Consider the following 22,070-nt stretch of genomic DNA (forward strand, 5'->3'; position numbering starts at 1 on the left):
CCGTTTCACGTCCAGCAGCGACACGCTGTCGGTTGTGGTGCTGGTCACCGGGTTACACCACTCTATGGGGCACTACTAACCGCGCCGAGTCGGTACGGCAGACTCGATGGTCGCCCAGCCACCAACCCAGGTGCGCCCGCCCGGAGGGAGACTGCGCGACCCAGCTCGGCGTCGGATGATCCGACGGTTTCTCGAACGCCCGCATCGCCGCATCGGGGTGGTCACAGTCGATGACGATCGATCCGAGCAACGCGTGTGGAGAGTGCTGGATGTAGCGCATCATCAATGCCTGGTCACGGCTCATTCGGTACTGACCGTGCTCGAGTTGGTTCGTCGCGAACGGCCGATGCGGCAGGAGCACCTCGTTTCCCCACTGCTCGTCCGTGAGAAGGGACTCCCCCGCCGTTTCCATGCCGAGTACTGTGCACTACCAAGATCGAGTATTCGGGTAGGACACGCCGAGCCATATACAGAGATTATTCGGGTAGGTCATGCCAAGCCATATCAGGTATCCGCCCCGCCTTCTCCCTTTCGAACCCTCGAACATGTCCACTCGTGGCAGAGGCTGTGCTTCACGTACCGAAGTTACGATGAGAACCATGACCGGGAAGAAGCGCATGGCCTTCGACATCACCGAAGCCGACGCCGACCGGATTCGCGCCGCCTACGTCGGCACCCGCGCCATCCTGCCCCCGGCCACCCTCAGCGAGTTCATCGCCGACCTGCTGGTCGAGGCCACCGAACGTCTCGAAGCCGAACACAACGACGGCCGGCCCTGGCGCACCCCCAGCCGCGGCGAACTCAAATCCCTCTCCCAGACCGGCGTCGGACGCAACGCCCCCGGCCGCCCAGGAGAACAGGACCAGCAATGACCGAGGCGTCACGCACACCGCGCCCCAAACTCGGGTTCCACACCGACCAGGCCGAACGCATCCGCGCTGCCTACCTCGGCACCCGCGCAGTCCTCCCGCCGAGCACCTTCAGCGAATTCCTCGAGACCGCCGTCCTCGAGACAATCGAACGACTCGAAGCCGAACACAACAACGGCCACAGCTGGGACGCCCCGGCCACCGGGGAAGTCAAGTCCACCGCCCAGACCGGCGTCGGCCGCTGGAATCGCACCTGACCGGTTCTCAGTCGCACATCCTCATGCGTTGAGGACACGATGAGAACCACCCATTCTCACTCCCCAGTGGGACTCTCACGCCTCATATAACCCATTATTACTATGGAATCCCTGACATTAGGCAGCAGTACAGAGACCCCTCGAGCACCCATGCGAGTGTGCGCGAGAACCCGCGACGATAACGCTCCCACCAGCACAAACAACACCCATCCCGTAGCTGGCCGAATGACAGTTGCCGCCGTCGTTCTCGTCGTAGCGGTCGCCGTTCTCACCGTCGAGCCGATAGCGGGGCGCACCACGACACACCAAGATCAGTCGGTGCCGCGTGACACAGTGCCGACCACCGACTGACCGAGCCTGAGAAAAGGACCGCCACCGACGTGAACGAACCCCACCTCTACGCCCAAACCACCTACCTCGGCTTCGACGGCCCACCCGAACCCGTCCGCAACCTCGCCGGAGGTCTCACGGGTCTGTGGTGGCTACTGATCATCGCGGCGCTCATCTGCTTCGGAGCATGCGAGTACATGCGGCGAAAAAGCGTGACCAAGAGGGAACGGCAAGAGAAGAACAGGCTCGGCGCTGGCTTCTTCCTCTACTGCGGCCTCATGGGGTTCGTCGTCGGAGTCTTCGGCCTGATCGCCGCGAACTGACCCTTCCTGAGCTACCCGTATTGGCAGCTGCCGCGGGTCGATCCACTGGGAAGGGGCTTCGCCAACGACGCGACCCCAGCGACGAGCCATGCCAGTGGCAAGAGAGGCCAGAAGAAGCCGTACAGACCCACCTACGTGGGTGTCGATTCAGCAGGCAACGCGATATCTGCGGGAGGTAAGATCCATCTCTTCGCCTGATGCGGAGTCCCCAGGAGCAAATGCTCGTGACGAATTATCACCCGTGGGTCTCGTCATTCGGTCGATGCTGTCGGAACCGAAGCCATGTCTGAGCGTGATCCGATTCCCGTCGGTGATGACGGAATCGACGTGCATGCGATCCTCGACGGCCGTCTCAGTCCCCCCACACACGGGTATGCGGTCGAGGTCGCGGGCCGGCCGGTGACCGTGTGGGTGGACTACCGGTTCGTCGACGACGACGGAACCTTCATCCCCGCACACAGAAACCGCATGGTGCGGTTCCATATCTTCGGCACCGCACTGAGGCCCCTCGAGGCCGTTCATGTGGTTCGGTCCACGGCACCGGTGAGTCTCGGACCGCTCTACCTCTATGCCCCCGATCGCGACCGTGCTGATCGGCGTTTCGAGGTGGCAGTGTTCTTCTCGGCCGAAAACACGCAGATCGACGCTCCACCGGACTTCGACTGGCAGAAGCGGGCCAGCCACCACCCGGGCAGTTACATCGTGTACCGGAGCACGGTCGAGTCGGACCGTCTCGTCGAGGAGTACCGCTCGCTCAACAACCGGTTCTATCAGCCGCACATGGATCACCGCGGCACCTACTGGGATCTTCGCCTCCAGCCGCCACCGGAGGATTCCGGGCTCGGGGCCTCGTTCGCCGCCGCCCAGGCCGCGTTGTCCAGGAAAGGGGTGATCCGCGATGATCTCCGTCCACTTGCGCTCGAATGGGTCCGCGAGACCACCGTCGCGTTCACCTTCCTCCGGACCCGGTTCCGTCGCTGCTACCGTCTCGAGATGCAGTTCCCCACCGACGAGCAGATGCGCGTCGGCCGGTTCTTTCTTCCGGGCGGCATGATGGATATTCGGGAGCCGGACCAGTTCGCTGCCGGCCTGGTGTCGATGCTGTTCGAACGTGCTGCCGCATCACCGGCCCTGGGTGGGAGCGAGTGCGTCTGCCCCCTCTGACCGACATCGGAGCGTATCTACGGGTGGCTTACCACGGAGCATTCTGAGACGTGCAGCATCCAGTCAGTCGCGGGCCAAGCCGGCTACCTTCTTACGCAAAGCACCCGCATCACGGTCATCAACAGATCAAACAGCGTCACTCGAAGCGACGGTCCTGCGACATCGCGAGACGCCGACCCGAACGATAAGAACCATCACGCGCCCCGACCGGCTCCCCCGAGAACCCGCCAGGGCGCAGTCGTCTCTCATCTCACCTTGCCGACTCGATCCGGTCGTGACCTGCGACTCTCATCTGAGAAACCCCTTCTCATATCATGGTTCTCATTGTTACTATGGGAACTATGAAGTGGACGAAGCGACACAAGAACAAGAACGCCTCAGTGCCCGAGGATGTGACAGCCGTCAGCGGATCCATGTGGTTCGCAGGCGTGACCATCACCGTAGGAATCGGGGCGGCCGCGTTCATTCTCAGCTTCCTCGCACTGCGAGACCTGTGCATCCAGGCCGGCCAACCGAGAGAGATCGCCTTCCTGTTCCCCGTCATCGTCGACGGAACGATCCTGCAAGCAACGATGGGAGTCGTCTCCCGACGGCACGACCACCGGGCGCGACGATTCTTCTGGAAGATTCTCATCGGCGCCGCCACCGTCTCGATCGCAGGAAACGCGATCCACGCCGTTCTCACCACGACCCCCGGCTTCAACTCCGTTCTCGCCGCCGTGATCGCCACACTCCCGCCGATCTCACTGCTCGCCTCCACCCACGCGCTGACCGTTCTCGGCCGTCGCACCGCCGCACCCACCGAGAACCCCGCCGAGACTCACATCGAATCCGCGCCCGCGACACAGCCGCGCCGTGAGACCGCACACGAGAACGCGACCGCACCCAAGACTCACGTCACGACCATCACCGAGAACCGTGCCGCCGCCGAGACCGCGAGCGAGACTCCGGTCGCGCGGTCGACTCGCATCGCGACCGCTGACGCTCTCGCCCGACAGCTCGAGGTGCCACTGCCCCACCTGCCCGGCACCCACCTCGACACCAACGCCATCCCGACCTTCCACTCCCACGAAGAGCGTCGCGAATGGGCACTCGCCCGACGCCAGGCCGGAGTGGAGGTGCCCGTCATCGCCCAAGAAGTCGACCGCTCCGTCGCCACCGTTTACCGCTGGCTCTCCGAGGCCGACACCTCCGTCACCATCTGAGCATCACAACGACATCGGAAAAGCGACTTTTCAGCTTCAAATCTGAATCAACAAAAATCAGACCGACATCAAAAAACGTCCACGTCTGATGCCTGTCAGTCTCACCTCGGCGCATCGAACTCGGGAATCGTCCCCCGGTTCGGTGCGCCGAGTCGCGTTTTCGGCGTTGACCAGGGGCGATCCGCCCCCGGACCCCCTTCGGGTCGTCTCGGGTGTCGACGAGCAGTGTGTTCGAGGGTCGGTGTGGCAGTCGGATTTTTGCCTCGTTGGTCTCGGGGTCGGTAAACGTATGCTCCCGCGGCCGGCGGACGGTGCCCCCTCGCCCTGGCTAGGAGTGTGCCCCGGCTCGTCTGCCGTGTGTCGGCTCTATCGATCCCGGGGGCTCCGCCCCCGGACCCCTGTCCCTCCCTCCCAAGGTTCCCGCTGCTCCGCGTGCACCGCGCCCGGTCGCCCACACACGGCCCTACCGGACCCGCCGACCACCGAGCAAGGGAAAACCCGCCCTTGCCCGGCAGTCACCGCGCCCGGTTCACCAGGCCGCACCGACCGACCGAGGTACCCCCTCCACCACCGCCACCGAACCACCCCGATACACCCGCAAAAGCCGCAGGTCAGAGCTAAAAACGTGTGATCATCATCACCAGAAAAGCACCGAAAAAGCACCAACAAAACATCGAAAACGCATCAAAACGGATGTAAACTAAAGGCATGAACAAGGAAGAGATCACCGCGAAGCTCCACAACCTCGGCCGCGACATCGATGCCCTGCTCGAGAACATCTCGACCGGCAAGGACATCTCCGTAGTCCTGGCCGAGTCCCGCGACACCAAGGCCACCGCCCGTGCCGCAGGCATGACCGAGGACGAAATCAGCGCCGCAATCGAATCCGGCCTCAGCTGACCGACCACCCCGGAAGGAAAGATGCGATGACCACTCCCGCCCCCGTCCAGACACTCGAGCTTCCCGACCAGTGGTGCGACTACAACGGCTGCACCACCGAAGCCACCCACACCGACGGCGAGTGGGTCATGTGCCCCCACCACGAGGAACGCGCCTACCGGACCACCACCTACTGGCGGCCGATCCTCCGCTGGACCACCCGCCCCGGCCCCCACTGGCCGGTCTTCACCGCCGAGTACTGATCCACCTCCGCGCCGGTGGGGAGTCACCGCGACTTCCCGCCGGCGCGCACTACCGACCCGAACAGGAAACGCGCACATGCTCACCATCACGCACACCCCCACAGAGGGCACGACCATCGACGGCACCAGCAAAGGCGACGGCACCGCCCCGATCCTCAAAACCGCAGGTTGGAAATGGGGACGCAGCATCACCGCCTGGTACATCCCGCACAGCCGCGACCGCGCCCCCCACCTCGCCCGCATCGAACACACCGCCGCCGCCCTGCGCGCCGCCGGATACGACGTCGAAACCGACATCGACACCACCCTCCGCGACGGCACCGACGCCCACCACAACCGCAACGAGCGTCTGACCGACCGCGCCGCCGCCCTCGCAGCCAAGGCCGAACGCAAGGCCACCGCCGCCGACGCCGCCCACGCACGCCACGACCACGCCTGTGCCGCACTGCCCGAAGGCGGAGAACCCATCAAAGTGGGACATCACAGCGAACGACGCCACCGCCGCGCCCTCGACCGCGCCCACACCACCGCCCGCGCCGCGATCGAAGCCGACGCCGCCGCCCGCTCAGCCGCCGAATCCGCCCGCATCGCCGCCCGCAGCACCGATCACCGCTACACCCCCGCAGTGATCCACCGCCGCATCGAACGACAGAGCGCCGAACTACGCAGCATCGAACGTCACCTCACCAAGTACCGCGCTGCCGGACACACCGTCGAGACCAGCAGCCACATGCACCAGCTCGAACTCAACAAAGCCGAACTCGAGCGCGACATCGAATACTGGACCGCAGTACGCGCCGAACAGGACGCCACCGACGGCCCCACGCTCTACAGCCGCGCCGACCTACGCCCCGGATGCTTCGTCAACTGCTCCGGCACCTGGCACAAGGTGATCCGAGTCAACGCAAAGTCGGTCACCGTCGCCACCGCCTACAGCTGGACCGACCGACTGCCCTACGACAAGATCACCGACGCCCGCGCCGAGGACGCCCACACCCCCATCCGCCCAGGTCAGTAACCCACAATCCGGCGGCCGCGACCCTCTCGCGGCCGCCGGTTCCCACTCGCCGCGAGGACGCCATGACCGCCCAATCCCTGTTCGCCGAGTGCATCATCCCCGGATGCACACAGCCCGTCACCGACGAACTCACCCCCTGCCAGACCTGCCGCACGATCTTCGGACCCATGCTGCACGAAGCCGACCGACCCCCGAGCTACACCGCCGCCGACCTCGCAGAACGAGACGCAGGCACCGCCGCTGCCTACCGCATGATGCGCGCACTACCCACCGCGGCCCAGCACAACGATCTGGACACCGAGCGAGAACGCCGCACAGCCGAACACGAAAAAGCCGCAGCGCAGGAACGCGGCGAAGCCGAAAAAGCCAACCAGACCTGCTGGCTCTGCGAAGAACGACGAACCTGCCTTCTCCGCCCCCAAGGGTGGGAATGCCGACAGTGCCGCGAGATCCGCTGACACACGGCCCGAGCCGGACGCCCTTCACGGCCCCCGGCTCGGGCCGCCGCCATATCCGCCCCACCCCTACGGTCTGCCGCCACCGCGAGGCCGGCCGAAAACCGAATCCGAAGGAGCGGCTGCGCCGCACAGACCCCACCGCCGACCACGAGCCGGCGCGAATCCCAGCGGCCCCCTGTGCACGACCGCCATCGAGAGTGTTGGATGTTCGCTAGCGCCACGCACCAGCCGCCAGGACTGGAAACCCTGCGAACGCAACCAGAGTCATCCCACCACCCCACCCTCAGTGGCAGCGGTGGCCGAGGGCCAGGGCATCGAGCCCTGGCCCTCGCCGTTCCATCCACCATTGACATGGAAACCGCACCTGAACAGATGCAACGCCACACAGTCCGCGCCAGTCACGAAACCGTCATCCGATAAGAACCAGAAGAGCACGGTTTATGAATCAGAAATGATGTATTCTTGCATCAAGAAAGGGAGGACATGAGTTCGAAAATCATTCTGATCGGCAACGAGAAGGGCGGGGTGGGCAAGACCACCACCGTGCTCAACGTCGGTGAAGCCCTCGCTCGTGCCGGCGCGAAGGTGCTCCTGGTCGACCTTGATCCCTCCGGCAACCTCACCCACACCCTCACCAAGTTGCAGCCCGACCTCCGCGCCGCAGCGAAGGTGACCGCCGACCACATCGTCGATATAGACCCGGAGACCCGAAAGCTTGCTGCCGAGGCGATCCTCGACGCAGTGCGCCCCGGCGTCGACCTCATCGCCGCCCCAGCGAACGCAGCCCACCTCATCGGCGCCGAGAAGAACATCACGAACGATCCCATCGAAGGCCCTCACGTCCTGCGGGAATCACTCGAGCCGATCCGTGACCGCTACGACTACATCCTCATCGACTGCTCCCCCACGCGAAATGCCCTCGAGATGTGCGCGCTCGTGGCCGCTGACCAGCTCATCGTCCTCAACGAAGCGCATGACTTCAGCATCGCGGCCATGCAGGGCGTGACCTCGTACGCCCAGAGCATCAAGAAGCGGCACAACGGCAATCTGTGGGTCCGCGGCACCATCCTCAACAAGGTGCAGTCCGGAACGGTCCTCGCTCGCGCCTGGACAACCCAGTTCACCGAGGCCGGCATCCCTGTCCTGGGCAGCGTCCAATCCGCCGAGCCGATCAAGAGGGCCGTCAACGACGGGGTATCCCTCGCGGACACGAAGGACGGTTGGCGTCACGTCTGGGTCTATGACGACCTGGCCGCCACCATTACTCAAAGGAAGAAGTCATGAGCGACATCCGCAGCATGTTCGACGCCGAAGCTCCCGACGAGAACGTCCCGGTACGGGCCGCAGCACCGAAGAAGATCGTGCAGCAGCCCGCCTTGACCCGGCGCACGTTCACCCTCGCCGAATCCGTCATTGACGCTGCGACCAACGCTCAAAAGGGTCTGCGCGGTGTCTACCCCGGCGCACACGGCAGTCTCAACAGCTTCATCGAGGCCGCCATCGCCGAGTACACCCACAAGCTCGAAGAGGAATACAACGGCGGCGAGCCCTTCCCCGATGTGGAGAAGGTACGCCGACGCAAAGCCCGAGGCAGCAAGAACGACAGCACCGACGAGGACTGACCGCCCCACAGTCCAACCGTTGAAGGCCCCGACCTCCTGGTCGGGGCCTTCGGTCTACGCGGGCCCCGCCTACGGGTACAGAAACTCCCGGCCCGACCCACATCGCTCTACCGATCCCCAGGGGCTCCGCCCCCGGACCCCTGTCCCTCCCTCCCAAGGTTCCCACTGCTCCGCGTGCACCGCGGTCGGTCACCCCGCACGGCCCTACCGGACCCGCCGACCACCGAGCAAGGGAAAACCCGCCCTTGCCCGGCAGCCGCCGCGCCCGGTTCACCAGGGCAGCACCGACCGACCGAGGTACCTGCTCCACCACCGCCACCGAACCACCCCGCTACACCCGCAAAACCGCAGTTCAGAGCCTAAAAACGTGTGACTAGCATCACCAGAAAAGCACCGGAAAATCACCAACAAATCATCGAAAAATCATCAAAACAGATGTAAACTAAAGGCATGCACAACAACGAGAACGACCATCGCCCCGCCGGTCTCCTGCTCGATGTCTACCGCGCCCACCGCCTCGGCGACTGCACCAACGGCGGTATCAGCGCCGCCGCCGACACTCTTCTTCTGGTCGGCGTCCTCGACGAGCGCCGCGCCCGCACGGGCCGCATCACGCCCCTGCCATCCGGCTGCACCCCCCACGGAGTGCGAAGCCACGCCGGCGGTCGCGAGCAGATCAGCCCCACCGTCGCCGTACGGATTCGACGCCACGCCTTCATCGAAGGGCAGCTGTGCCGCTCTGGTCGGAGTCGAATGGAACGCCGACCGTTGTCGGTACGAACTCACCGAGGCGGGACGAGTGGTGATGTTCGGAGGTAACTACGCCGGAACCTCCGACTCGAGACTGGGCGAGCTGTCCGAGCGGTACCTCGGCCACCGATCCATGAGCCTGCCCATTCACGACCGCACAGAAGGTTAAACCAACGGCCCCGCCCCGGCGGGGCCGTTGTCGTTTCACGGAAAACCCCAGCTCAGAGCGCAAAAAGTGTGACAACAGCCACTGGAAAAGCACGAGAAAAGAATCAAATAATCATCGAAAAAGCATCAAAACAGATGTAAAATTGAGTCATGAACAACGGAAGCGCCGCCGAATTCGCCACCGTCGACCCCGCTGACCTGCTCACCGACTCCAACATCCGCCATGACCTGCGCCTGACCGATGCCTTCCGCGAGTCGATCGCAGAGCAGGGGGTTCTGACCCCCGTCACTGTGTGCCGCACCGCCGCCGGACCCCTGCGCGTGCTCACCGGCCATCGCCGTACCGCCGCAGCCCTCGAGGCCGGGCTGACCCAGATCCCCGCCCTCATCGTCGGCGACGAAGGCGATGGCACCGACGCCGCCGTCGAACGGCTTGTCACACAGTGGAGCGAGAACGAACACCGCGCCGCGATCACCAACGGCGAGCGCCTGGCCCTGTTCGAGACCCTGGCCGACCACGGACTGACCTCCACCAAGATCGCCCGTCGCACCAAGGCGCCCCGCACCGAGATCGAGGCGGCCCTGACCTTGCGCGACACCGAGCAGCGCGACGCTGTGCAACGAGGCGAGCTGACCATCGAACAAGCCGCCGCCCTCGCCGAGTTCGGCGACGATCCCGCTGCCGTCCGCCGCATCGAGTGGGCCATCGGCAGCGGACGACTCGACCACGCACTCGCCGCCGAACGGTTGCGCCGCACCGAACGCAACGCCGCACTGGCCCGCGCCGAGGCGTACCTCGCAGAGCACTCCATCGCCGCCGTGCCGCTCGGTGCTCTTCACGAGAGAGTGGGGGAGGGGACCAGCCAGCTGGTCGAGCGCGTCACCGACGAAGAAGGCAACACGCCCGCCATCGAAGAAGTCGCCGCCCTCGGACACCTCGGGCTGTACGTCTACAGCTGCACCACCTATTTCGACCGCGAGAGCGGCGACGAGATCGACGCGGACTACATCGTGGACGAGCTACCCGAGGGCGATGCCCGCGAGGAATGGATGATTCCTCGCGAGAACGTCGTCGAAGACCACGAGACCACGCTGTGCTGGCACGTCGTCAATATCGAAGACACCCCTTGGCGCACCTGGTGGGGACACCCCCGCCCCGCCGAGTCCGAACAGGAACAGAGTGCCGAGGACCGCGCAGCTCAGCGGCGCGAAGTGATCGAGAACAACCGCGAATGGCGAGCCGCCACCGAGGTCCGCCGCAAGTGGATCGCCCAGCAGACCACCCGCAAGACCGCCCCCAAGGGCACCGCCTCATTCGTGGCAACAGTGCTTATGAAGTGGCCCCAGATCCCCGCCGCCTATCACGCCCGCACCCTGGCTGAACAGATGCTCCCCACGTCCGACACCCTCGCGAAGCTCGCCAGCGCCACCGACCCCCGCGCCCTGGTCCTGCTACGCGCCCACATCCTCATCACCCTCGAGTCCCAGGTCGGCGTCGAGCACTGGCGCAAGCCCACCGACCTGTCGCAGTTCTACCTGCGCGCCATCGAAGCCCAGGGCTACACCCTCGCCGACATCGAGCGCCGCGCCGCCGGACTCGACCCCCTCGACGAGCAGTAACGCCCCTCCCGGTGGGCGGTCGTATCGGCCGCCCACCGGGCCAGACCACCAGCCGGGTGCCGGCCCCCGGCACGCATGGCCATCGACCGGGGCATCGAACCCCGGTCGACGGCTCCGGCACAACCCTCACCTACTTATCAGAAAAGAATCAAAAAACAACCACACAATCATGTAAAACACATCGAAAAGACTTCACAAAGCATGTCGATTAAGCGACAATGGGCGAGTACCTGGGGAAACCCCGTCAAGCCGAAGGAGCGCCGCAATGATCGTCTGGACCGTCACGCTGACCGCACCCACCGTCGCGCGCTCCGAATCCGGCTGCACCTTCACCCACGCGGCCGCCGCCTCCGACGCCGCCGAAGCAGCGCGCACGCTCGCGCTCGCCTACGGTGCGCCCGCCGGTAGCGCAGTCACCATCACCATCGACGGAAGCGTCATCGCTCGCGCCGCCATCGGCCACTCGCCCATCGGTCACCCCGACCCGACTCCCGTGCTCGACATCGCCGACGCCCTCGACGAACGGATCAGCGCATGACCGTCACCGACCAGACCGATCTCGACCGCTACCTCAGCGCCGACGAGTTCGCGCCCCCAGACGCCGACACCGAAACCCTGCTGCTGTGCGCACTGCTGTTCGCCACCCGCGCCGCAGCCGCCGACATCGTGGACCTGCTCACCACCGACGACTTCCACCAGCCACTCCACGCCGAACTGTTCGACGCCATCGCCGCACTGATGAACACCGGCCAACCCCACGACCCCGCAATGGTCCTGGCCCACCTCGAGCGCCACGGTCGGCTCGCCGGTCACCACGGCCGCCGACTCGCCTACGCCCTGACCACCGCCACCACCGCCGGCGCCGATCCCACCGCCGCGCCCTACTACGCCCATGCCGTCATCAGCGCCGCCTACCGCCGCAGCTTTCGCACCGCCGGAGCCGCCATCACCGAAGCCGCCGAAACCCTGCCCGAAGCCGACCTGTTCGACCACATGGTCGCCATCGGCCGTGTCCAGCGCGCCGCCGCCCGACGCCTCGAGCGTGTACGCGCCCGACTCTGGGGTGCGCCTACTGTCGGAGCCACAACGTGAACACCAGTGGGGGAGGGGATCCGCGGCCGATCCCGCCCCACGTCCGAACCACACCACACCAACAGGGGAGACCATGACCGACATGGACGACGACACGACCGAAAACCCGTCCCTACGTGAACGACTCGCCCCCTTCGGCGAGGAGGTGACACGCGAGACCATCGCACAACACATCCGCGCCGCTTGCGCGATGGCGGGCGACCTCGGCGGCGAAGATCCCCGAGACATCATCGAGCAGATCGAGGCCGGACTCACCCGCGAGGACATCCTCAACGAGTTCCGACGCGGGGAGCGCCCCGAGAAATGACCGCCTCGTCGCTCCCGATCGAGGGCTACATCCCCGGAACCGACACGCGAGTGAACCTTCTCGGCATCACCGACACCCCAACACTCGACAGAATCGAAAAACGCCTGTTCACGCAGGCGATGTACGAATTCGCGGACGTTCCCTCGCCGAGCACCTTCACCGGAGAGTTCCTACGCGAGATACACCGGCGAGCCTTCGACGGCCTGTACGCGTGGGCCGGCCAGTACAAAACGGTGCCCACCACCCAGGGCAATCTGCCGATCGCCCACTCGAGCCCCGAGGACACCCCCGCCGACGTCGACGAACTGTTCGCCGATCTCGCCGCCGAGAACAACCTGACCGGACTCGACCATCACACCTTCGTCACCCGTCTGGCCGATTACTGGTCACGCTTGACGGAGATTCATCCCTTCCCGGACGGGAACTCTCGGACGCAGTACGAGCTGTTCCGCCGCATCGCAGACCGGGCCGGATGGCAGATCGACACCGCACGTGTCGACATCGCTGGCCTATCGGCGGCCCGCTACATCACCGCCGAGACCGGAGATCCCAGACTGCTCGCCGACGTTCTCGCCCCGGCGGTCGTACCGAACACCGGATACGTCCCTGCCCAGCCCGCCCCAGGTCGACCAGTGCTGTCTTTGACCACCCATATGACGATGCTGCGCGACTACGACCGTGATCGCAGCGGTCCCTACACGGCCTTCCAGACCTTCCGGGAGAGCCCCCGCGAGCGATCCTTGAGCGGAGCCGAACTCGACAACGCTCACGCCCTGATCCGCATCGGCCTGAACCTGGCTGAACGCACCGACTACGGTCCCGAACACGATGCCGCCGTACGCCGGATCCTTGAGGGCACCTCCACCCTCGCGGCCGAACGCGCCGCCGCAGCACTCCCCGAGCCGAACCACCGCTACAAGGACCTGTTCGACCCGGCAGCAGGCAAGAACACCATGCGCTACGACACCGGAGCCCCGGTCAATGCCTTTGACGAGCGCGACCCCGCCCGGCTGCGCCGCCTCATCACCTGGGAGTTGGCACTGCGGACCGCCGACCACCTCGCCCACCGCGAAATTACCGGGGACGGCAGCGAACTACACGCAAGTGTCATCCACCGTGAGCTGCACACCGACTTCATGCCGATCGTCAGCGACACCTCCGCCTACACCAGCCCGGTGATCGCCGCCCCGGACGAGAACACTCTCACCGACCCCCACCAGCTCGGACGCCACATGGCCGCCATCCAGGAGGAAACCGAAGGCGTCCAGTCGGTCGCCGTCGTACTCATGACCGACCAGCTCGTCCACGACCGCCCCGACCGCACGATCGACTGGCGCACCATCGACCCCGAAGCGCTCCGTGCCGCCACCCACGCAGCGAACTACCACGATGATCCCCCCGAAGGCATCGAACCGGACCCGGTCCTCGAGGACGCTATGCGAGTTGCCGGCCGGGAAGCCTTCGCCGCCGAACTCGCCCGTGCCATCACCACCGAGCTTCCCGCCGCCGCCCCGGACCTCGGCACGGTCGACGCCGCGCAACGGTACGAGAAGCACTGGGATGTGCTGGCCCACCGCAGCTACGCCCTGCTGGAGAATTCCCCGGAACGCAACGAGGCCTACGAGCCGCTGACCACCGCAATCCAGGTGGCCGAGGAACCCCGTCACGCCATGTCGACCAGGACCGACGATGCCCCAAAGGCAGCGAAACCGAATCCCGCCGACGGCGAGCCGCACCGGAATCTCACGCATGCCGACGAGGTAGGGGAGGAGCAGAGTTCGCTCTCAACAGGGAAGGCCCTCCACGGACCACCGCAGGTCCACCACACACCACCACAACCGAACAGCCGACCACCGGCCATACATGAACACCAACCACCCACACCCGATCTGCACCTCGGGCCGCAGCTATAGGACCGAGGAGGGGTGAAGGTGTCGGGCAGCCGTGTTATTACTGGCGTAGAGCCGCGTTGCACCGCTGACCAGCCGGCCCACGAACCGGACGAGCTCGAAGAGCGCATCCGCTATGCCGGTGTCGTCCGCACGCCCCACCCGATCACCGACAGCAACGCCACAGAGCTGATGGAACAGGGAGTCAGGCGAATGGAACTTGCCGCCGCACTGCGCGCCACCGGTCACGACTACCGCGCCCGGGTTGCCCGCGTGAGCCCACGATCACAAGCGGCTGCGCCGCGCTGAATCCTGAACGGCACCGAGAGGATATGTCAGCCGCGCAGTAACCCTGTACGAATCTGCTCCACAAACTGCTATACGAATACCGCAGCAGACAGAAATGAAGAAAAAACCGAATCCGTACAACAGTCAGCTACCGCCGCCGACCTTCCAGCGTGGACAACAACACGAACTTCGTGCCCATCAGATCGAACGCTGCTTCGCTGTCTGCGGCGACGAGGAGTTCCCGCTCACGGGCGTGTAGAGCCGCAATCGCGGTCTCGAGTTCCTCGTCGGTCATCGCATCGGCGGCATCGCCGATAGCTCGCGTCCTGCCCTCCACGCGCCGAGAGTAGACATGGTGCCGTCCGCTGCACGCGCAGCCCATCAGCAGAAAAGGCGATGGTCCCCGGCGGGGGCGCCGGGGACCATCCTTCGACCCGTCAGGGAATCACTCACCTGTCGGGGAACTCGGGTGATTGCAGCGGTCACCGTAGCGGAAACGCGTATCGGTACCAAACAGGTGAAGCGAGAGCGAACGTCAGGAGGAAGGACTCTCGGAGTCAGTCCTCGACAGGCACGAGATCGCTCACGCGCGCCGGCCACGGATACGTGAGCGGACTGTCGGCGTTGACCTCGATCATCGCCATGCCGGCGTCCTCATCGATGTCTTCGACGGTGAACACGCACGTGCCGCGTGCGCTGACCTTCACCTGATCGCCGGGCTTCATGGTGGTTCTGTCTCCGATCGACACGACAGAACGGGACGTGTCGTTTTCCCAGTTCAAACCACAATTTAGCGAAGCTAATTTTCTGGACCCTGGCGGGTCGCCCTGTCTGCGATCCGGCCGGCTCACTCACCTGACGAGTCGGGCCGTGGCTGCTCCTGCGTCTGTCTCGGCGGCCACCGCACCCCGGAGAACAGCGGCCCCGTATGCGGCGGAACGAAGATCTCCGCCTCGCAGACGATGCACAGATAAGTGCGGTGTCCGGTCGCTCCCGAGGGGCGCAGCGTCGTCGCGCAGGTGCACGGTGTCCAGCCCACGACCACCCGGTGCGGTCCCAGCCTGTGCCCGTTCGTTATCTAACTCCCACGTCGGTTTGTGCTGGCTAATGAGTTATGGGACGTCAGTTGTTGTGGATGCTGTGCCCAATTCGCGGTGTGCCGACTGAGGGAACCCGAGGCGATCACTGTGGTGCGGCGAGAGTTTCGGCGAGGTCGGCCGGGACCGGCATGGGGGTCATCAGCCCGGCATGGGTGCGGCCGGTGTTGCCCTCGGGGTAACGGCCCAGCGCGGACCCGGGAGCCGCGACGATGATCCGCACCACCTGCCCGAGGGCCTCACGGCGGTCGCGTTGGCGCAGAGCGAGGGCGAGCATGGCGATGTGGTTGCGGGTGTGCGGCCACGGATAAGGCTGGGGCAGGATGTGCGCGCGCTCGAGATGCACCCACCGCTCGGTGTCCTCGGAAGTGGTGCGGGCGGCTGTCATCTCGGCGTGTAGGCGTCGCGGACGATTGTGGACATCGCGGTCATGGCACGGACTCCTTGGCTTCAGTACGAAGGTCGACGAACAGGGACACGAGCAGCAGTCGCCGCGGCGGCCGCGCTCTCAAGATCGGGGTACCGGTCATGCGCTGGCCGCGGACGCGGATACCGATGCGGGCGCGCCCGGTGTCGGGTCGGCGAGAGTGCCGGCACGGCCGGCACGGACCCCGTTGGCGATCACCACGATCTCGGCGACCTCGTGCACCAGGACGACAGCGGCCAACCCGAGCACCCCGAACAGGGCCAGCGGCATCAAAATGGTGATGATCGCGAGCGAGAGACCGACGTTCTGCAACATGATCGTCCGTGACCGCCGGGCATGCTGCAGGGCTTGAGGCAGATGTCGCAGGTCCTCACCCATCAAAGCGACGTCGGCGGTCTCGATCGCCACGTCGGTGCCCATCGCGCCCATTGCGATACCCAGGTCGGCAGTCGCCAGGGCCGGGGCGTCGTTGACGCCGTCGCCGACCATCGCCGTCGGGTGTGACGCGCTCAAGGTGTGCACGATGCGGGCCTTGTCCTCCGGACGCAGATCGGCGTGCACGTCGTCGATACCGACGTCGGCGGCCAACGCTCGTGCGGTGCGCTCGTTGTCTCCGGTGAGCATCGCCACGGTGTAACCGTCGCGGCGGAGCCCAGCAACGACGTCGCGGGCTTCGGGGCGCAGCTCGTCGCGCACCGCGACCGCCCCGATCAGGGTGCCGCCGCGCTCGATGAGCACCGCGGTGGCTCCGGCATGCTGCATCCGCTCGATATCCTCGGCCAGAGGACCGGGGTTGATCCACCCCGGACGACCGAGACGTACCGGCGTGCCGCCGACGTGTCCGGTCAGTCCGGCGCCGGTGACCGCATCGACGTCCTCAGCAGGGGTGTAGTCGTCGACGGCGGCGAGGATCGCTGCGGCGAGGGGGTGTTCGCTGCGGGCTTCGAGCGCGGCGGCCACGGCCAGCACCTCGGCGCGGGTGGCGTCACCGGTGGTGGCGACGTCGATGACCTCGGGGCGGTTGCGGGTCAGGGTGCCGGTCTTGTCCAGCGCGACGGTGCGGATGCGGCCGAGCTCTTCGAGGGCGGCGCCGCCCTTGACCAGGACGCCGAGCTTGGAGGCGGCACCGATCGCGGCGACCACGGTCACCGGGATGGCGATGGCCAGCGCACACGGGGACGCGGCGACCAGCACGACCAGGGCGCGTTCGATCCACACCAGCGGATTGCCGAACATGCTGCCGATCGCGGCGATCAACGCCGCGGCGACCATCACTCCCGGAACCAGGGGTGTGGCGATCTTGTCGGCCAGACGCTGGGCTTCGCCCTTGCGGGACTGCTCGGCCTCGACGATCTTCACGATCTTGGCCAGGGAGTTGTCCTGCGCGCCGGCGGTGACCTCGACCTCGAGCACGCCGGTGCCGTTGATCGAGCCGGCGAACACCTCGTCGCCCGGTCCGGCCTCGACCGGGACCGATTCCCCGGTGATCGCGGAGGTGTCCAGGGCGGTGCGGCCGGTGCGGATGGTGCCGTCGGTGGCGAGCCGCTCCCCGGGTTTGACGATCATGATCTCCCCGAGCATCAACTCGGCCGGGGACACGGTCTGTTCGCGTCCGTCCCGGAGGACGGTGGCGGTGTCCGGGACCAGCGACAGCAGGGCGCGCAGGCCGCGGCGGGTGCGGGTGACCGCGTACTCTTCGAGGCCCTCGCTGATGGCGAACAGGAAAGCGAGCATTGCGGCTTCGCCGACCTCGCCGAGCAGCACCGCGCCGACGGCGGCGATCGTCATCAGGGTCCCGACCCCGATCTTGCCGCGGGCCAGGCGCTTGAGTGTGGAGGGAACGAACGTGTAGCCGGCGACGATCAACGCCACTGCCTCGAAGCCCGTCCCGAGAGCGTCGGGCCCGCCGGTCAGGTGGACGATCAGGGCCGCAATCAGCAGGACGCCTGCGAGGGCGGCGACCCGGATCTCGGTGACCTGCCACCATTTGTCGGGCTGGTGGTCGTCCTCGCCCTCGGGGCGGGGCTCGTCGTGGCCGCAGCCGCACGCGTCGCTCATGGCTTCCTGCCGGTGTCGGTGCCGTAGTTGGGGCACAGCGCGACGGCGTTGCCGGTGGCGGCGAGCAGGGTTTCGGCCGAGGCGAGTAGATCGAGCAGTTCCGGTCGGGTCAGCGAGTAGAACACCTGCCGGCCCTGCGGCCGTCCTTGCACCAGGCCGCAGTCCCGGAGGCACGCCACGTGGGCCGAGACCGTGGACTGTGCCAGCCCCAGCTCGCCGACCAGGTCCGCTACTCGGGACTCCCTGTCGGCCAGGCTGCGCACGATCGCCAGTCGGGTGCCGTCGGAGAGGCTGTGGAACAACGCCACCGCCGCATCCAGGTTCGATCCGGTGTCCGTCGCGGCGAGGCACCCCTTCGCGTCTTTGATCGTCATATGACGATAATAACCGGTTTTAGACGATGAATAAACCTCTCGTTGGCTACTCGCCGTTATCGCTGTCGCTGGAGGAGGTGAGGGCGTGGCGAGTCGTCACACCGTCCGGTGGTGGAGCGGGACCGCCCCGTCCGTGAAAGTGTTGCGCGCGATGTCCTCGGTGTGTGCTCGTCGGGATGCAGCGAGGTCCTCGCGACATTCTGCGAGGAGGCTGTCTTGCTGGAGCGAACGCTGCCGTAGTGCGATGTTCTCGGCGGCAAGCCGGTCATAGTCCGCTTGTAGGCGTTGGTGATCGCCGATATCGATGGTCGAGTGAGCGAGTGCGTCACCGAGATAATACTGCCGCTGTTTTTGTAGTTCCTGGATCGTCGACCGCAAGTGGGCCATGGCGGATTTCTGGTCGGAGATCTTGGCGGCGAACGTCTGATTCTGGGCGTGAAGTCCGTCGATGTTCGCGTTTTTCGAGGAGGTCGATCTGTTGTTGTGTGGGAGTTCCTGTGCGGCGGCGTCGATGAGCTGGCGTAGGTCGGGATGGGCGTAGATGAATTCGCGGGAGACGCCCGCGTGCCTGGCGACGATCGATTTGTTGATTCGCCCCCGCGGGCTCTCGCGAAGCTCGGCGACGGCGTCGAGGACCGCCTGCGTCTTCTGCTTGCTTCTGGCGGTGTTGTAGTGGATCAGGCCGGCGATCGCTGTGGGGGTGGTCATGGCTGGTCGACTGCTTTCAGGTGGTAGCGGAGGTCGATTCGTCGTGCGGAGGTGGCGCGGCGCCGGATGTCGGCCATGCTGTCGAGCGCTGCCCGGATCGTCGCGCTCTCTTCGGCGGTCAGGGCGTCGAGGTAGTCATCGATCGCGTTGATGATGTTGGTGCAGTGGTCAATTCGGGACCGGTAGTGATCGAGCATGTGTTGGGGTGCGCCGATCACCGACGCCCGCTCGAGGTGCACCTTCAGGTCGACTCGCTTGGCGATCATGCCATCGCGTTCGAGGGGATCGACTCGGAAGAACGGGCAGGCTTCGCACGCGTGGGCGAGCATGCACCCATCGCCGCCCAGCGCGACGTTCTGTGGTTCTTCGCAGTGTCCGAGGGAGACGGCTACTCGGGTGAAACCGTCGCGCTCAGGGTTGACGTCGACGACGCGGCCGAAGGAGTCGATTCTCCGGGGTGGGATGGCTGCGAGTGCCTTCTTGCGGCGTTTGGCGCCGACCTCGTAGTACATCATCGTCGTGGTGAACGACTTGTGACCCATGAGCGCCTGCAGCACATCGGGGGGTGTCGTGCTCCGGCCGTCCGCATCCACCGCGTCGGCGTAGCGCTGCGCGTAGGCGTGCCGTAGGGCATAAGCGTCGATGGTCCGCAGGTCGTAGTCGATCAGGTTTCCGTCGGCACCTTCGACGCAGCCTGGGTACGGCGCATGCTCGAGCACGGCGGTCACAAGCTCTCGTAGTCGGGAAAGCAAATATCCGGTCCCATAGGGGTCGTCCCGATGTCGATACCTGCTCGACGGGAACAGCCACTGCGATTCGATCCCGCACTCGTTTTTGACCTGCTGCCACTGCCGGATCAAGTCATGGGTCTCGCGGTGGATGGGCAACCGTTTTCCCGCGCTCCGGGGGGCTTTGAGGCGCTCCCACTCGAGAAAGGGGTGTCCGGACGAGTCGAAGGACAGGCAGTCGTCGCGCAGATGCAAGATTTCGACGGGCCGGCGGCCGCAGCGTTCGAGCAGAAACAGCAATGCCCGCGCCTCCATGGTCCGGTAATCGGTGTCGCGCTCGACGAGGTGGAGGTGGTCCATAAGCCAATCCACGACGGGCTGGGGTACGAACCGGAAGGGCTCGTCGTCATCGCGTCCGGTACCGCTGCGCGGACTCGGCCTGTGCGTCGTGCGGTTTCGGCCGAATCGTGCGGGGATGTCCTTCCAGATGTGCTCGAGGTCGTCGACTCGGTGCCCGTACTCGATGAGCGTCCAGAGCATCGTCATCCGGCGTCGTTGCTCGGTCGCGGAGGGCCATTTCGCGGTGATTGCTCGAACGATGGCGTCGATGTCAGTTGCGCTCAGTCGTGACGGCGGGTTGTCGTGCGCGCTGAGCACTTGATCGGCGAGACGCCATGCCCCGAGCATCCGCGAAATGGTGGTGGTGTGGGCGCGGGTGTTCCACATCCAGTGGGCCACACTGTCCACAATCCAGTCCTGGGTGAAGCCGTTCAGATCCGCCACAGCGTTCGGACCCGGACGATGGTGATCGGTGAGGTTGAGGTCGGCGAAGTGGATCAACCTCGGATCCCGATCGTCACGTCCGGACCATACGCGGTGTTCTGCTTCGATCCGGCGGACGCAGTCGGCGGCCAACACCCGCGCAGCTCGTGTGGACGTGGTGAGTTCAGCGACTTGGAGTGGATCCGAGCCGATGAGGGTGCTTACGCCGCCGCGACGCAAGGCGTGGTGCATATGTCGGAGATGGAGGGGGTCGAGGCTGGCTCTGGCGTCGGTGTCGCGCAGTTGTAGGGCGTAGACGAGCTCGAAGCGGAGAGGCTCTTCCAACAAGCCGAAGGGCACCGCGCGTAACGTGGCCATGGTCTGGCCAGTCTGCTCGTCGATCGGTTCTGCGGAGCGTTGGATCCAGAGGTTCACATCCGCGTGTGGTGTCCGGCCGGCCGCGTTCCAGGTAGTGAGCCAGTACTGTGCCGCTGTTCGATGGTTCGAACATAACTTCGCGGTGACTTGGCCGTACCTGCAGCCGGGTATCGCGCATGATGGCGTTTTCTCCAGAATCGTCGGCCGGGTGAGTTCGATCCACTCCATGACACCGAGGTCGGGACCGTGCTTGTGGGCAGAATTCCGGTAGTGCCTGGCATGCGCGTAGCACAGGCCGGTTCGCCGGGTCGTGCGGTCGCATCCGACCAGGCACGTGCGTGTGTCCCGACGCACGATCGGCGGAGAAGCGCAGAACTCCTCTAGCGAGGGTCCCGAGGTCACCGCGTGCTCGGCGGTGCACGACGGGCAAAGCCGTACCCCGTCCACGACATGGAAGCAACCCTTGCGCCGGCAGCGCCGCAGGAGCGTTCGAGGATTGTCCAGGCTCGGAATCAGAATCAGCCGGTGATGGTCGTACTCGCCCGGTCGCCAGTGTGTATCGATGTGGCTCAATAGGTGCTCGCGCCATGTCAGGACCGGTGGTGACCCGGTTTCTGTCAACAGCGAGAGCGCAGCACCGCCGCCGGCGCCGATCAATGCGGCGCTGTCATTGGCGGTGTGGGTCGGGGCGCTAGCGCCGAGGTAGCCGTTTTCATCGCAGTTTCGACATCGTGGGTATAGATCCGGGTCGATGTGATGCTGGCATGCCCGAGCAGCGATTGGACGACATCGATCGGTACCGGGTCGCAGTCGATTCCGCGCAACAGACGGGTGGCAAAAGTATGGCGCAGCATGTGCGGACCGCTCAGATCGTGGCCGATAGCTCGTGAGCACCGGTTCATCAGTCGTTTCACCGACTGGTAGCTCATCGCTCGTCCCAGCCATCGAGTCTCGGAGCGGGCTCTGTTGCAAAAATCGTGAAGCTTGAGCATGCTTGGCGGAGATTGGACGGACGGAACGATGACGGATTTCAAGT

Annotated in this window: 26 protein-coding genes and 1 pseudogene; 17 read left to right on the plus strand and 10 right to left on the minus strand. The window is 65.6% G+C overall.

The window, feature by feature from the left end; genetic code table 11:
• Positions 1 to 52 precede the first annotated feature (52 nt).
• Positions 53 to 412, minus strand: a complete 360-nt coding sequence (locus NVV99_RS24850) for a replication initiation protein (protein WP_260783174.1) — start codon at positions 410 to 412, stop codon at positions 53 to 55.
• A gap of 187 nt (positions 413 to 599) precedes the next feature.
• Between NVV99_RS24850 and NVV99_RS24855 the strand changes: the two genes are divergently transcribed.
• The 11 genes from NVV99_RS24855 to NVV99_RS24905 all read left to right on the plus strand — a co-directional run bounded on the left by NVV99_RS24855 (position 600) and on the right by NVV99_RS24905 (position 8,388).
• Positions 600 to 872 carry a hypothetical protein gene (locus NVV99_RS24855; protein ID WP_260783175.1) on the plus strand — a complete coding sequence of 91 codons (273 nt, stop codon included), beginning with the start codon at positions 600 to 602 and terminating at the stop codon, positions 870 to 872.
• Positions 869 to 1,126 carry a hypothetical protein gene (locus NVV99_RS24860; RefSeq protein ID WP_102799410.1) on the plus strand — a complete coding sequence of 86 codons (258 nt, stop codon included), beginning with the start codon at positions 869 to 871 and terminating at the stop codon, positions 1,124 to 1,126. The genes NVV99_RS24855 and NVV99_RS24860 overlap by 4 nt, the downstream gene beginning before the upstream one ends.
• A gap of 380 nt (positions 1,127 to 1,506) precedes the next feature.
• Positions 1,507 to 1,779: a hypothetical protein gene (locus NVV99_RS24865; RefSeq protein WP_260783176.1), complete on the plus strand. Its 273-nt coding sequence runs from the start codon at positions 1,507 to 1,509 to the stop codon at positions 1,777 to 1,779.
• A gap of 282 nt (positions 1,780 to 2,061) precedes the next feature.
• Positions 2,062 to 2,943 (plus strand): hypothetical protein, encoded by an 882-nt coding sequence (locus NVV99_RS24870; protein WP_121209540.1) that lies wholly within the window; start codon positions 2,062 to 2,064, stop codon positions 2,941 to 2,943.
• Positions 2,944 to 3,284: 341 nt separating this feature from the next.
• The gene (locus tag NVV99_RS24875) at positions 3,285 to 4,148 is read left to right on the plus strand and encodes a DUF2637 domain-containing protein (protein WP_260783177.1); all 864 of its coding nucleotides are present in this window, start codon (positions 3,285 to 3,287) and stop codon (positions 4,146 to 4,148) included.
• Between the two features lie 708 nt (positions 4,149 to 4,856).
• The gene (locus NVV99_RS24880) at positions 4,857 to 5,048 is read left to right on the plus strand and encodes a hypothetical protein (protein WP_260783178.1); all 192 of its coding nucleotides are present in this window, start codon (positions 4,857 to 4,859) and stop codon (positions 5,046 to 5,048) included.
• A 26-nt stretch (positions 5,049 to 5,074) separates the two neighbouring features.
• On the plus strand, positions 5,075 to 5,290 hold the full coding sequence (locus NVV99_RS24885) for a hypothetical protein (protein WP_064065084.1): 216 nt from the start codon (positions 5,075 to 5,077) through the stop codon (positions 5,288 to 5,290).
• A 76-nt stretch (positions 5,291 to 5,366) separates the two neighbouring features.
• Entirely contained in the window at positions 5,367 to 6,308 is a 942-nt protein-coding gene (locus tag NVV99_RS24890; protein WP_260783179.1) for a DUF3560 domain-containing protein, read from the plus strand.
• Between the two features lie 62 nt (positions 6,309 to 6,370).
• A complete protein-coding gene (locus NVV99_RS24895) occupies positions 6,371 to 6,766 on the plus strand; it encodes a hypothetical protein (RefSeq protein ID WP_260783180.1) in 396 nt (131 codons plus the stop codon).
• Between the two features lie 483 nt (positions 6,767 to 7,249).
• Complete coding sequence (locus NVV99_RS24900) at positions 7,250 to 8,050, plus strand: ParA family protein (RefSeq protein ID WP_260783181.1); 801 nt, start codon at positions 7,250 to 7,252, stop codon at positions 8,048 to 8,050.
• Positions 8,047 to 8,388 (plus strand): hypothetical protein, encoded by a 342-nt coding sequence (locus tag NVV99_RS24905; RefSeq protein ID WP_192379202.1) that lies wholly within the window; start codon positions 8,047 to 8,049, stop codon positions 8,386 to 8,388. Before NVV99_RS24900 ends, NVV99_RS24905 begins: the two co-directional genes overlap by 4 nt.
• 426 nt (positions 8,389 to 8,814) lie before the next feature.
• On the opposite strand, the gene NVV99_RS24910 is transcribed toward NVV99_RS24905, so the two are convergent.
• Entirely contained in the window at positions 8,815 to 9,099 is a 285-nt protein-coding gene (locus NVV99_RS24910; RefSeq protein ID WP_260783183.1) for a hypothetical protein, read from the minus strand.
• A 357-nt stretch (positions 9,100 to 9,456) separates the two neighbouring features.
• Between NVV99_RS24910 and NVV99_RS24915 the strand changes: the two genes are divergently transcribed.
• The 6 genes from NVV99_RS24915 to NVV99_RS24940 all read left to right on the plus strand — a co-directional run bounded on the left by NVV99_RS24915 (position 9,457) and on the right by NVV99_RS24940 (position 14,523).
• Positions 9,457 to 10,926: a ParB N-terminal domain-containing protein gene (locus tag NVV99_RS24915; protein ID WP_260783184.1), complete on the plus strand. Its 1,470-nt coding sequence runs from the start codon at positions 9,457 to 9,459 to the stop codon at positions 10,924 to 10,926.
• A gap of 265 nt (positions 10,927 to 11,191) precedes the next feature.
• Positions 11,192 to 11,464: a hypothetical protein gene (locus NVV99_RS24920; RefSeq protein ID WP_260783185.1), complete on the plus strand. Its 273-nt coding sequence runs from the start codon at positions 11,192 to 11,194 to the stop codon at positions 11,462 to 11,464.
• Positions 11,461 to 12,018 carry a DnaB-like helicase N-terminal domain-containing protein gene (locus tag NVV99_RS24925; protein WP_260783186.1) on the plus strand — a complete coding sequence of 186 codons (558 nt, stop codon included), beginning with the start codon at positions 11,461 to 11,463 and terminating at the stop codon, positions 12,016 to 12,018. Before NVV99_RS24920 ends, NVV99_RS24925 begins: the two co-directional genes overlap by 4 nt.
• Before the next feature lie 73 nt (positions 12,019 to 12,091).
• Positions 12,092 to 12,325, plus strand: a complete 234-nt coding sequence (locus NVV99_RS24930) for a hypothetical protein (RefSeq protein WP_237211665.1) — start codon at positions 12,092 to 12,094, stop codon at positions 12,323 to 12,325.
• Positions 12,322 to 14,238: a Fic family protein gene (locus tag NVV99_RS24935; protein ID WP_260783187.1), complete on the plus strand. Its 1,917-nt coding sequence runs from the start codon at positions 12,322 to 12,324 to the stop codon at positions 14,236 to 14,238. The genes NVV99_RS24930 and NVV99_RS24935 overlap by 4 nt, the downstream gene beginning before the upstream one ends.
• Positions 14,239 to 14,250: 12 nt before the next feature.
• On the plus strand, positions 14,251 to 14,523 hold the full coding sequence (locus NVV99_RS24940; RefSeq protein ID WP_260783188.1) for a hypothetical protein: 273 nt from the start codon (positions 14,251 to 14,253) through the stop codon (positions 14,521 to 14,523).
• A 127-nt stretch (positions 14,524 to 14,650) separates the two neighbouring features.
• Here NVV99_RS24940 and NVV99_RS24945 read toward each other — a convergent pair whose 3' ends face one another.
• The 8 genes and pseudogenes from NVV99_RS24945 to NVV99_RS24980 all read right to left on the minus strand — a co-directional run.
• A complete protein-coding gene (locus tag NVV99_RS24945) occupies positions 14,651 to 14,839 on the minus strand; it encodes a hypothetical protein (RefSeq protein ID WP_260783189.1) in 189 nt (62 codons plus the stop codon).
• Between the two features lie 220 nt (positions 14,840 to 15,059).
• Entirely contained in the window at positions 15,060 to 15,251 is a 192-nt protein-coding gene (locus tag NVV99_RS24950) for a hypothetical protein (RefSeq protein WP_260783190.1), read from the minus strand.
• A 433-nt stretch (positions 15,252 to 15,684) separates the two neighbouring features.
• Positions 15,685 to 15,987, minus strand: a complete 303-nt coding sequence (locus NVV99_RS24955) for a DUF3703 domain-containing protein (RefSeq protein ID WP_260783191.1) — start codon at positions 15,985 to 15,987, stop codon at positions 15,685 to 15,687.
• Positions 15,988 to 16,125: 138 nt separating this feature from the next.
• Positions 16,126 to 18,084 carry a cation-translocating P-type ATPase gene (locus NVV99_RS24960; protein ID WP_260783192.1) on the minus strand — a complete coding sequence of 653 codons (1,959 nt, stop codon included), beginning with the start codon at positions 18,082 to 18,084 and terminating at the stop codon, positions 16,126 to 16,128.
• Entirely contained in the window at positions 18,081 to 18,458 is a 378-nt protein-coding gene (locus NVV99_RS24965) for a helix-turn-helix transcriptional regulator (protein ID WP_260783193.1), read from the minus strand. Before NVV99_RS24965 ends, NVV99_RS24960 begins: the two co-directional genes overlap by 4 nt.
• A gap of 96 nt (positions 18,459 to 18,554) precedes the next feature.
• On the minus strand, positions 18,555 to 19,166 hold the full coding sequence (locus NVV99_RS24970) for a DUF6262 family protein (RefSeq protein ID WP_260783195.1): 612 nt from the start codon (positions 19,164 to 19,166) through the stop codon (positions 18,555 to 18,557).
• Positions 19,163 to 21,262 (minus strand): tyrosine-type recombinase/integrase, encoded by a 2,100-nt coding sequence (locus NVV99_RS27180; protein WP_313906266.1) that lies wholly within the window; start codon positions 21,260 to 21,262, stop codon positions 19,163 to 19,165. The genes NVV99_RS24970 and NVV99_RS27180 overlap by 4 nt, the downstream gene beginning before the upstream one ends.
• 425 nt (positions 21,263 to 21,687) lie before the next feature.
• Positions 21,688 to 21,915 (minus strand): annotated as a pseudogene (locus NVV99_RS24980) (tyrosine-type recombinase/integrase); the annotation flags it as partial.
• Positions 21,916 to 22,070 lie beyond the last annotated feature (155 nt).

The sequence above is a fragment of the Rhodococcus sp. PAE-6 genome, assembly GCF_025290685.1.
Classification (GTDB): Bacteria; Actinomycetota; Actinomycetes; order Mycobacteriales; family Mycobacteriaceae; genus Rhodococcus; species Rhodococcus pyridinivorans.

Bases quoted from the DNA above. Each gene is read 5' to 3' on its own strand.
- NVV99_RS24885 (WP_064065084.1), top strand. From the start codon at position 5,075: ATGACCACTCCCGCCCCCGTCCAGACACTCGAGCTTCCCGACCAGTGG.
- NVV99_RS24880 (WP_260783178.1), top strand. From the start codon at position 4,857: ATGAACAAGGAAGAGATCACCGCGAAGCTCCACAACCTCGGCCGCGAC.
- NVV99_RS24935 (WP_260783187.1), top strand. From the start codon at position 12,322: ATGACCGCCTCGTCGCTCCCGATCGAGGGCTACATCCCCGGAACCGAC.
- NVV99_RS24905 (WP_192379202.1), top strand. From the start codon at position 8,047: ATGAGCGACATCCGCAGCATGTTCGACGCCGAAGCTCCCGACGAGAAC.
- NVV99_RS24875 (WP_260783177.1), top strand. From the start codon at position 3,285: ATGAAGTGGACGAAGCGACACAAGAACAAGAACGCCTCAGTGCCCGAG.
- NVV99_RS24895 (WP_260783180.1), top strand. From the start codon at position 6,371: ATGACCGCCCAATCCCTGTTCGCCGAGTGCATCATCCCCGGATGCACA.
- NVV99_RS24955 (WP_260783191.1), bottom strand. From the start codon at position 15,987: ATGACAGCCGCCCGCACCACTTCCGAGGACACCGAGCGGTGGGTGCAT.
- NVV99_RS24920 (WP_260783185.1), top strand. From the start codon at position 11,192: ATGATCGTCTGGACCGTCACGCTGACCGCACCCACCGTCGCGCGCTCC.
- NVV99_RS24925 (WP_260783186.1), top strand. From the start codon at position 11,461: ATGACCGTCACCGACCAGACCGATCTCGACCGCTACCTCAGCGCCGAC.
- NVV99_RS24860 (WP_102799410.1), top strand. From the start codon at position 869: ATGACCGAGGCGTCACGCACACCGCGCCCCAAACTCGGGTTCCACACC.
- NVV99_RS24870 (WP_121209540.1), top strand. From the start codon at position 2,062: ATGTCTGAGCGTGATCCGATTCCCGTCGGTGATGACGGAATCGACGTG.
- NVV99_RS24960 (WP_260783192.1), bottom strand. From the start codon at position 18,084: ATGAGCGACGCGTGCGGCTGCGGCCACGACGAGCCCCGCCCCGAGGGC.
- NVV99_RS24890 (WP_260783179.1), top strand. From the start codon at position 5,367: ATGCTCACCATCACGCACACCCCCACAGAGGGCACGACCATCGACGGC.
- NVV99_RS24855 (WP_260783175.1), top strand. From the start codon at position 600: ATGACCGGGAAGAAGCGCATGGCCTTCGACATCACCGAAGCCGACGCC.
- NVV99_RS24900 (WP_260783181.1), top strand. From the start codon at position 7,250: ATGAGTTCGAAAATCATTCTGATCGGCAACGAGAAGGGCGGGGTGGGC.
- NVV99_RS24965 (WP_260783193.1), bottom strand. From the start codon at position 18,458: ATGACGATCAAAGACGCGAAGGGGTGCCTCGCCGCGACGGACACCGGA.
- NVV99_RS24930 (WP_237211665.1), top strand. From the start codon at position 12,092: ATGACCGACATGGACGACGACACGACCGAAAACCCGTCCCTACGTGAA.
- NVV99_RS24915 (WP_260783184.1), top strand. From the start codon at position 9,457: ATGAACAACGGAAGCGCCGCCGAATTCGCCACCGTCGACCCCGCTGAC.
- NVV99_RS24970 (WP_260783195.1), bottom strand. From the start codon at position 19,166: ATGACCACCCCCACAGCGATCGCCGGCCTGATCCACTACAACACCGCC.
- NVV99_RS27180 (WP_313906266.1), bottom strand. From the start codon at position 21,262: ATGGAGTGGATCGAACTCACCCGGCCGACGATTCTGGAGAAAACGCCA.
- NVV99_RS24850 (WP_260783174.1), bottom strand. From the start codon at position 412: ATGGAAACGGCGGGGGAGTCCCTTCTCACGGACGAGCAGTGGGGAAAC.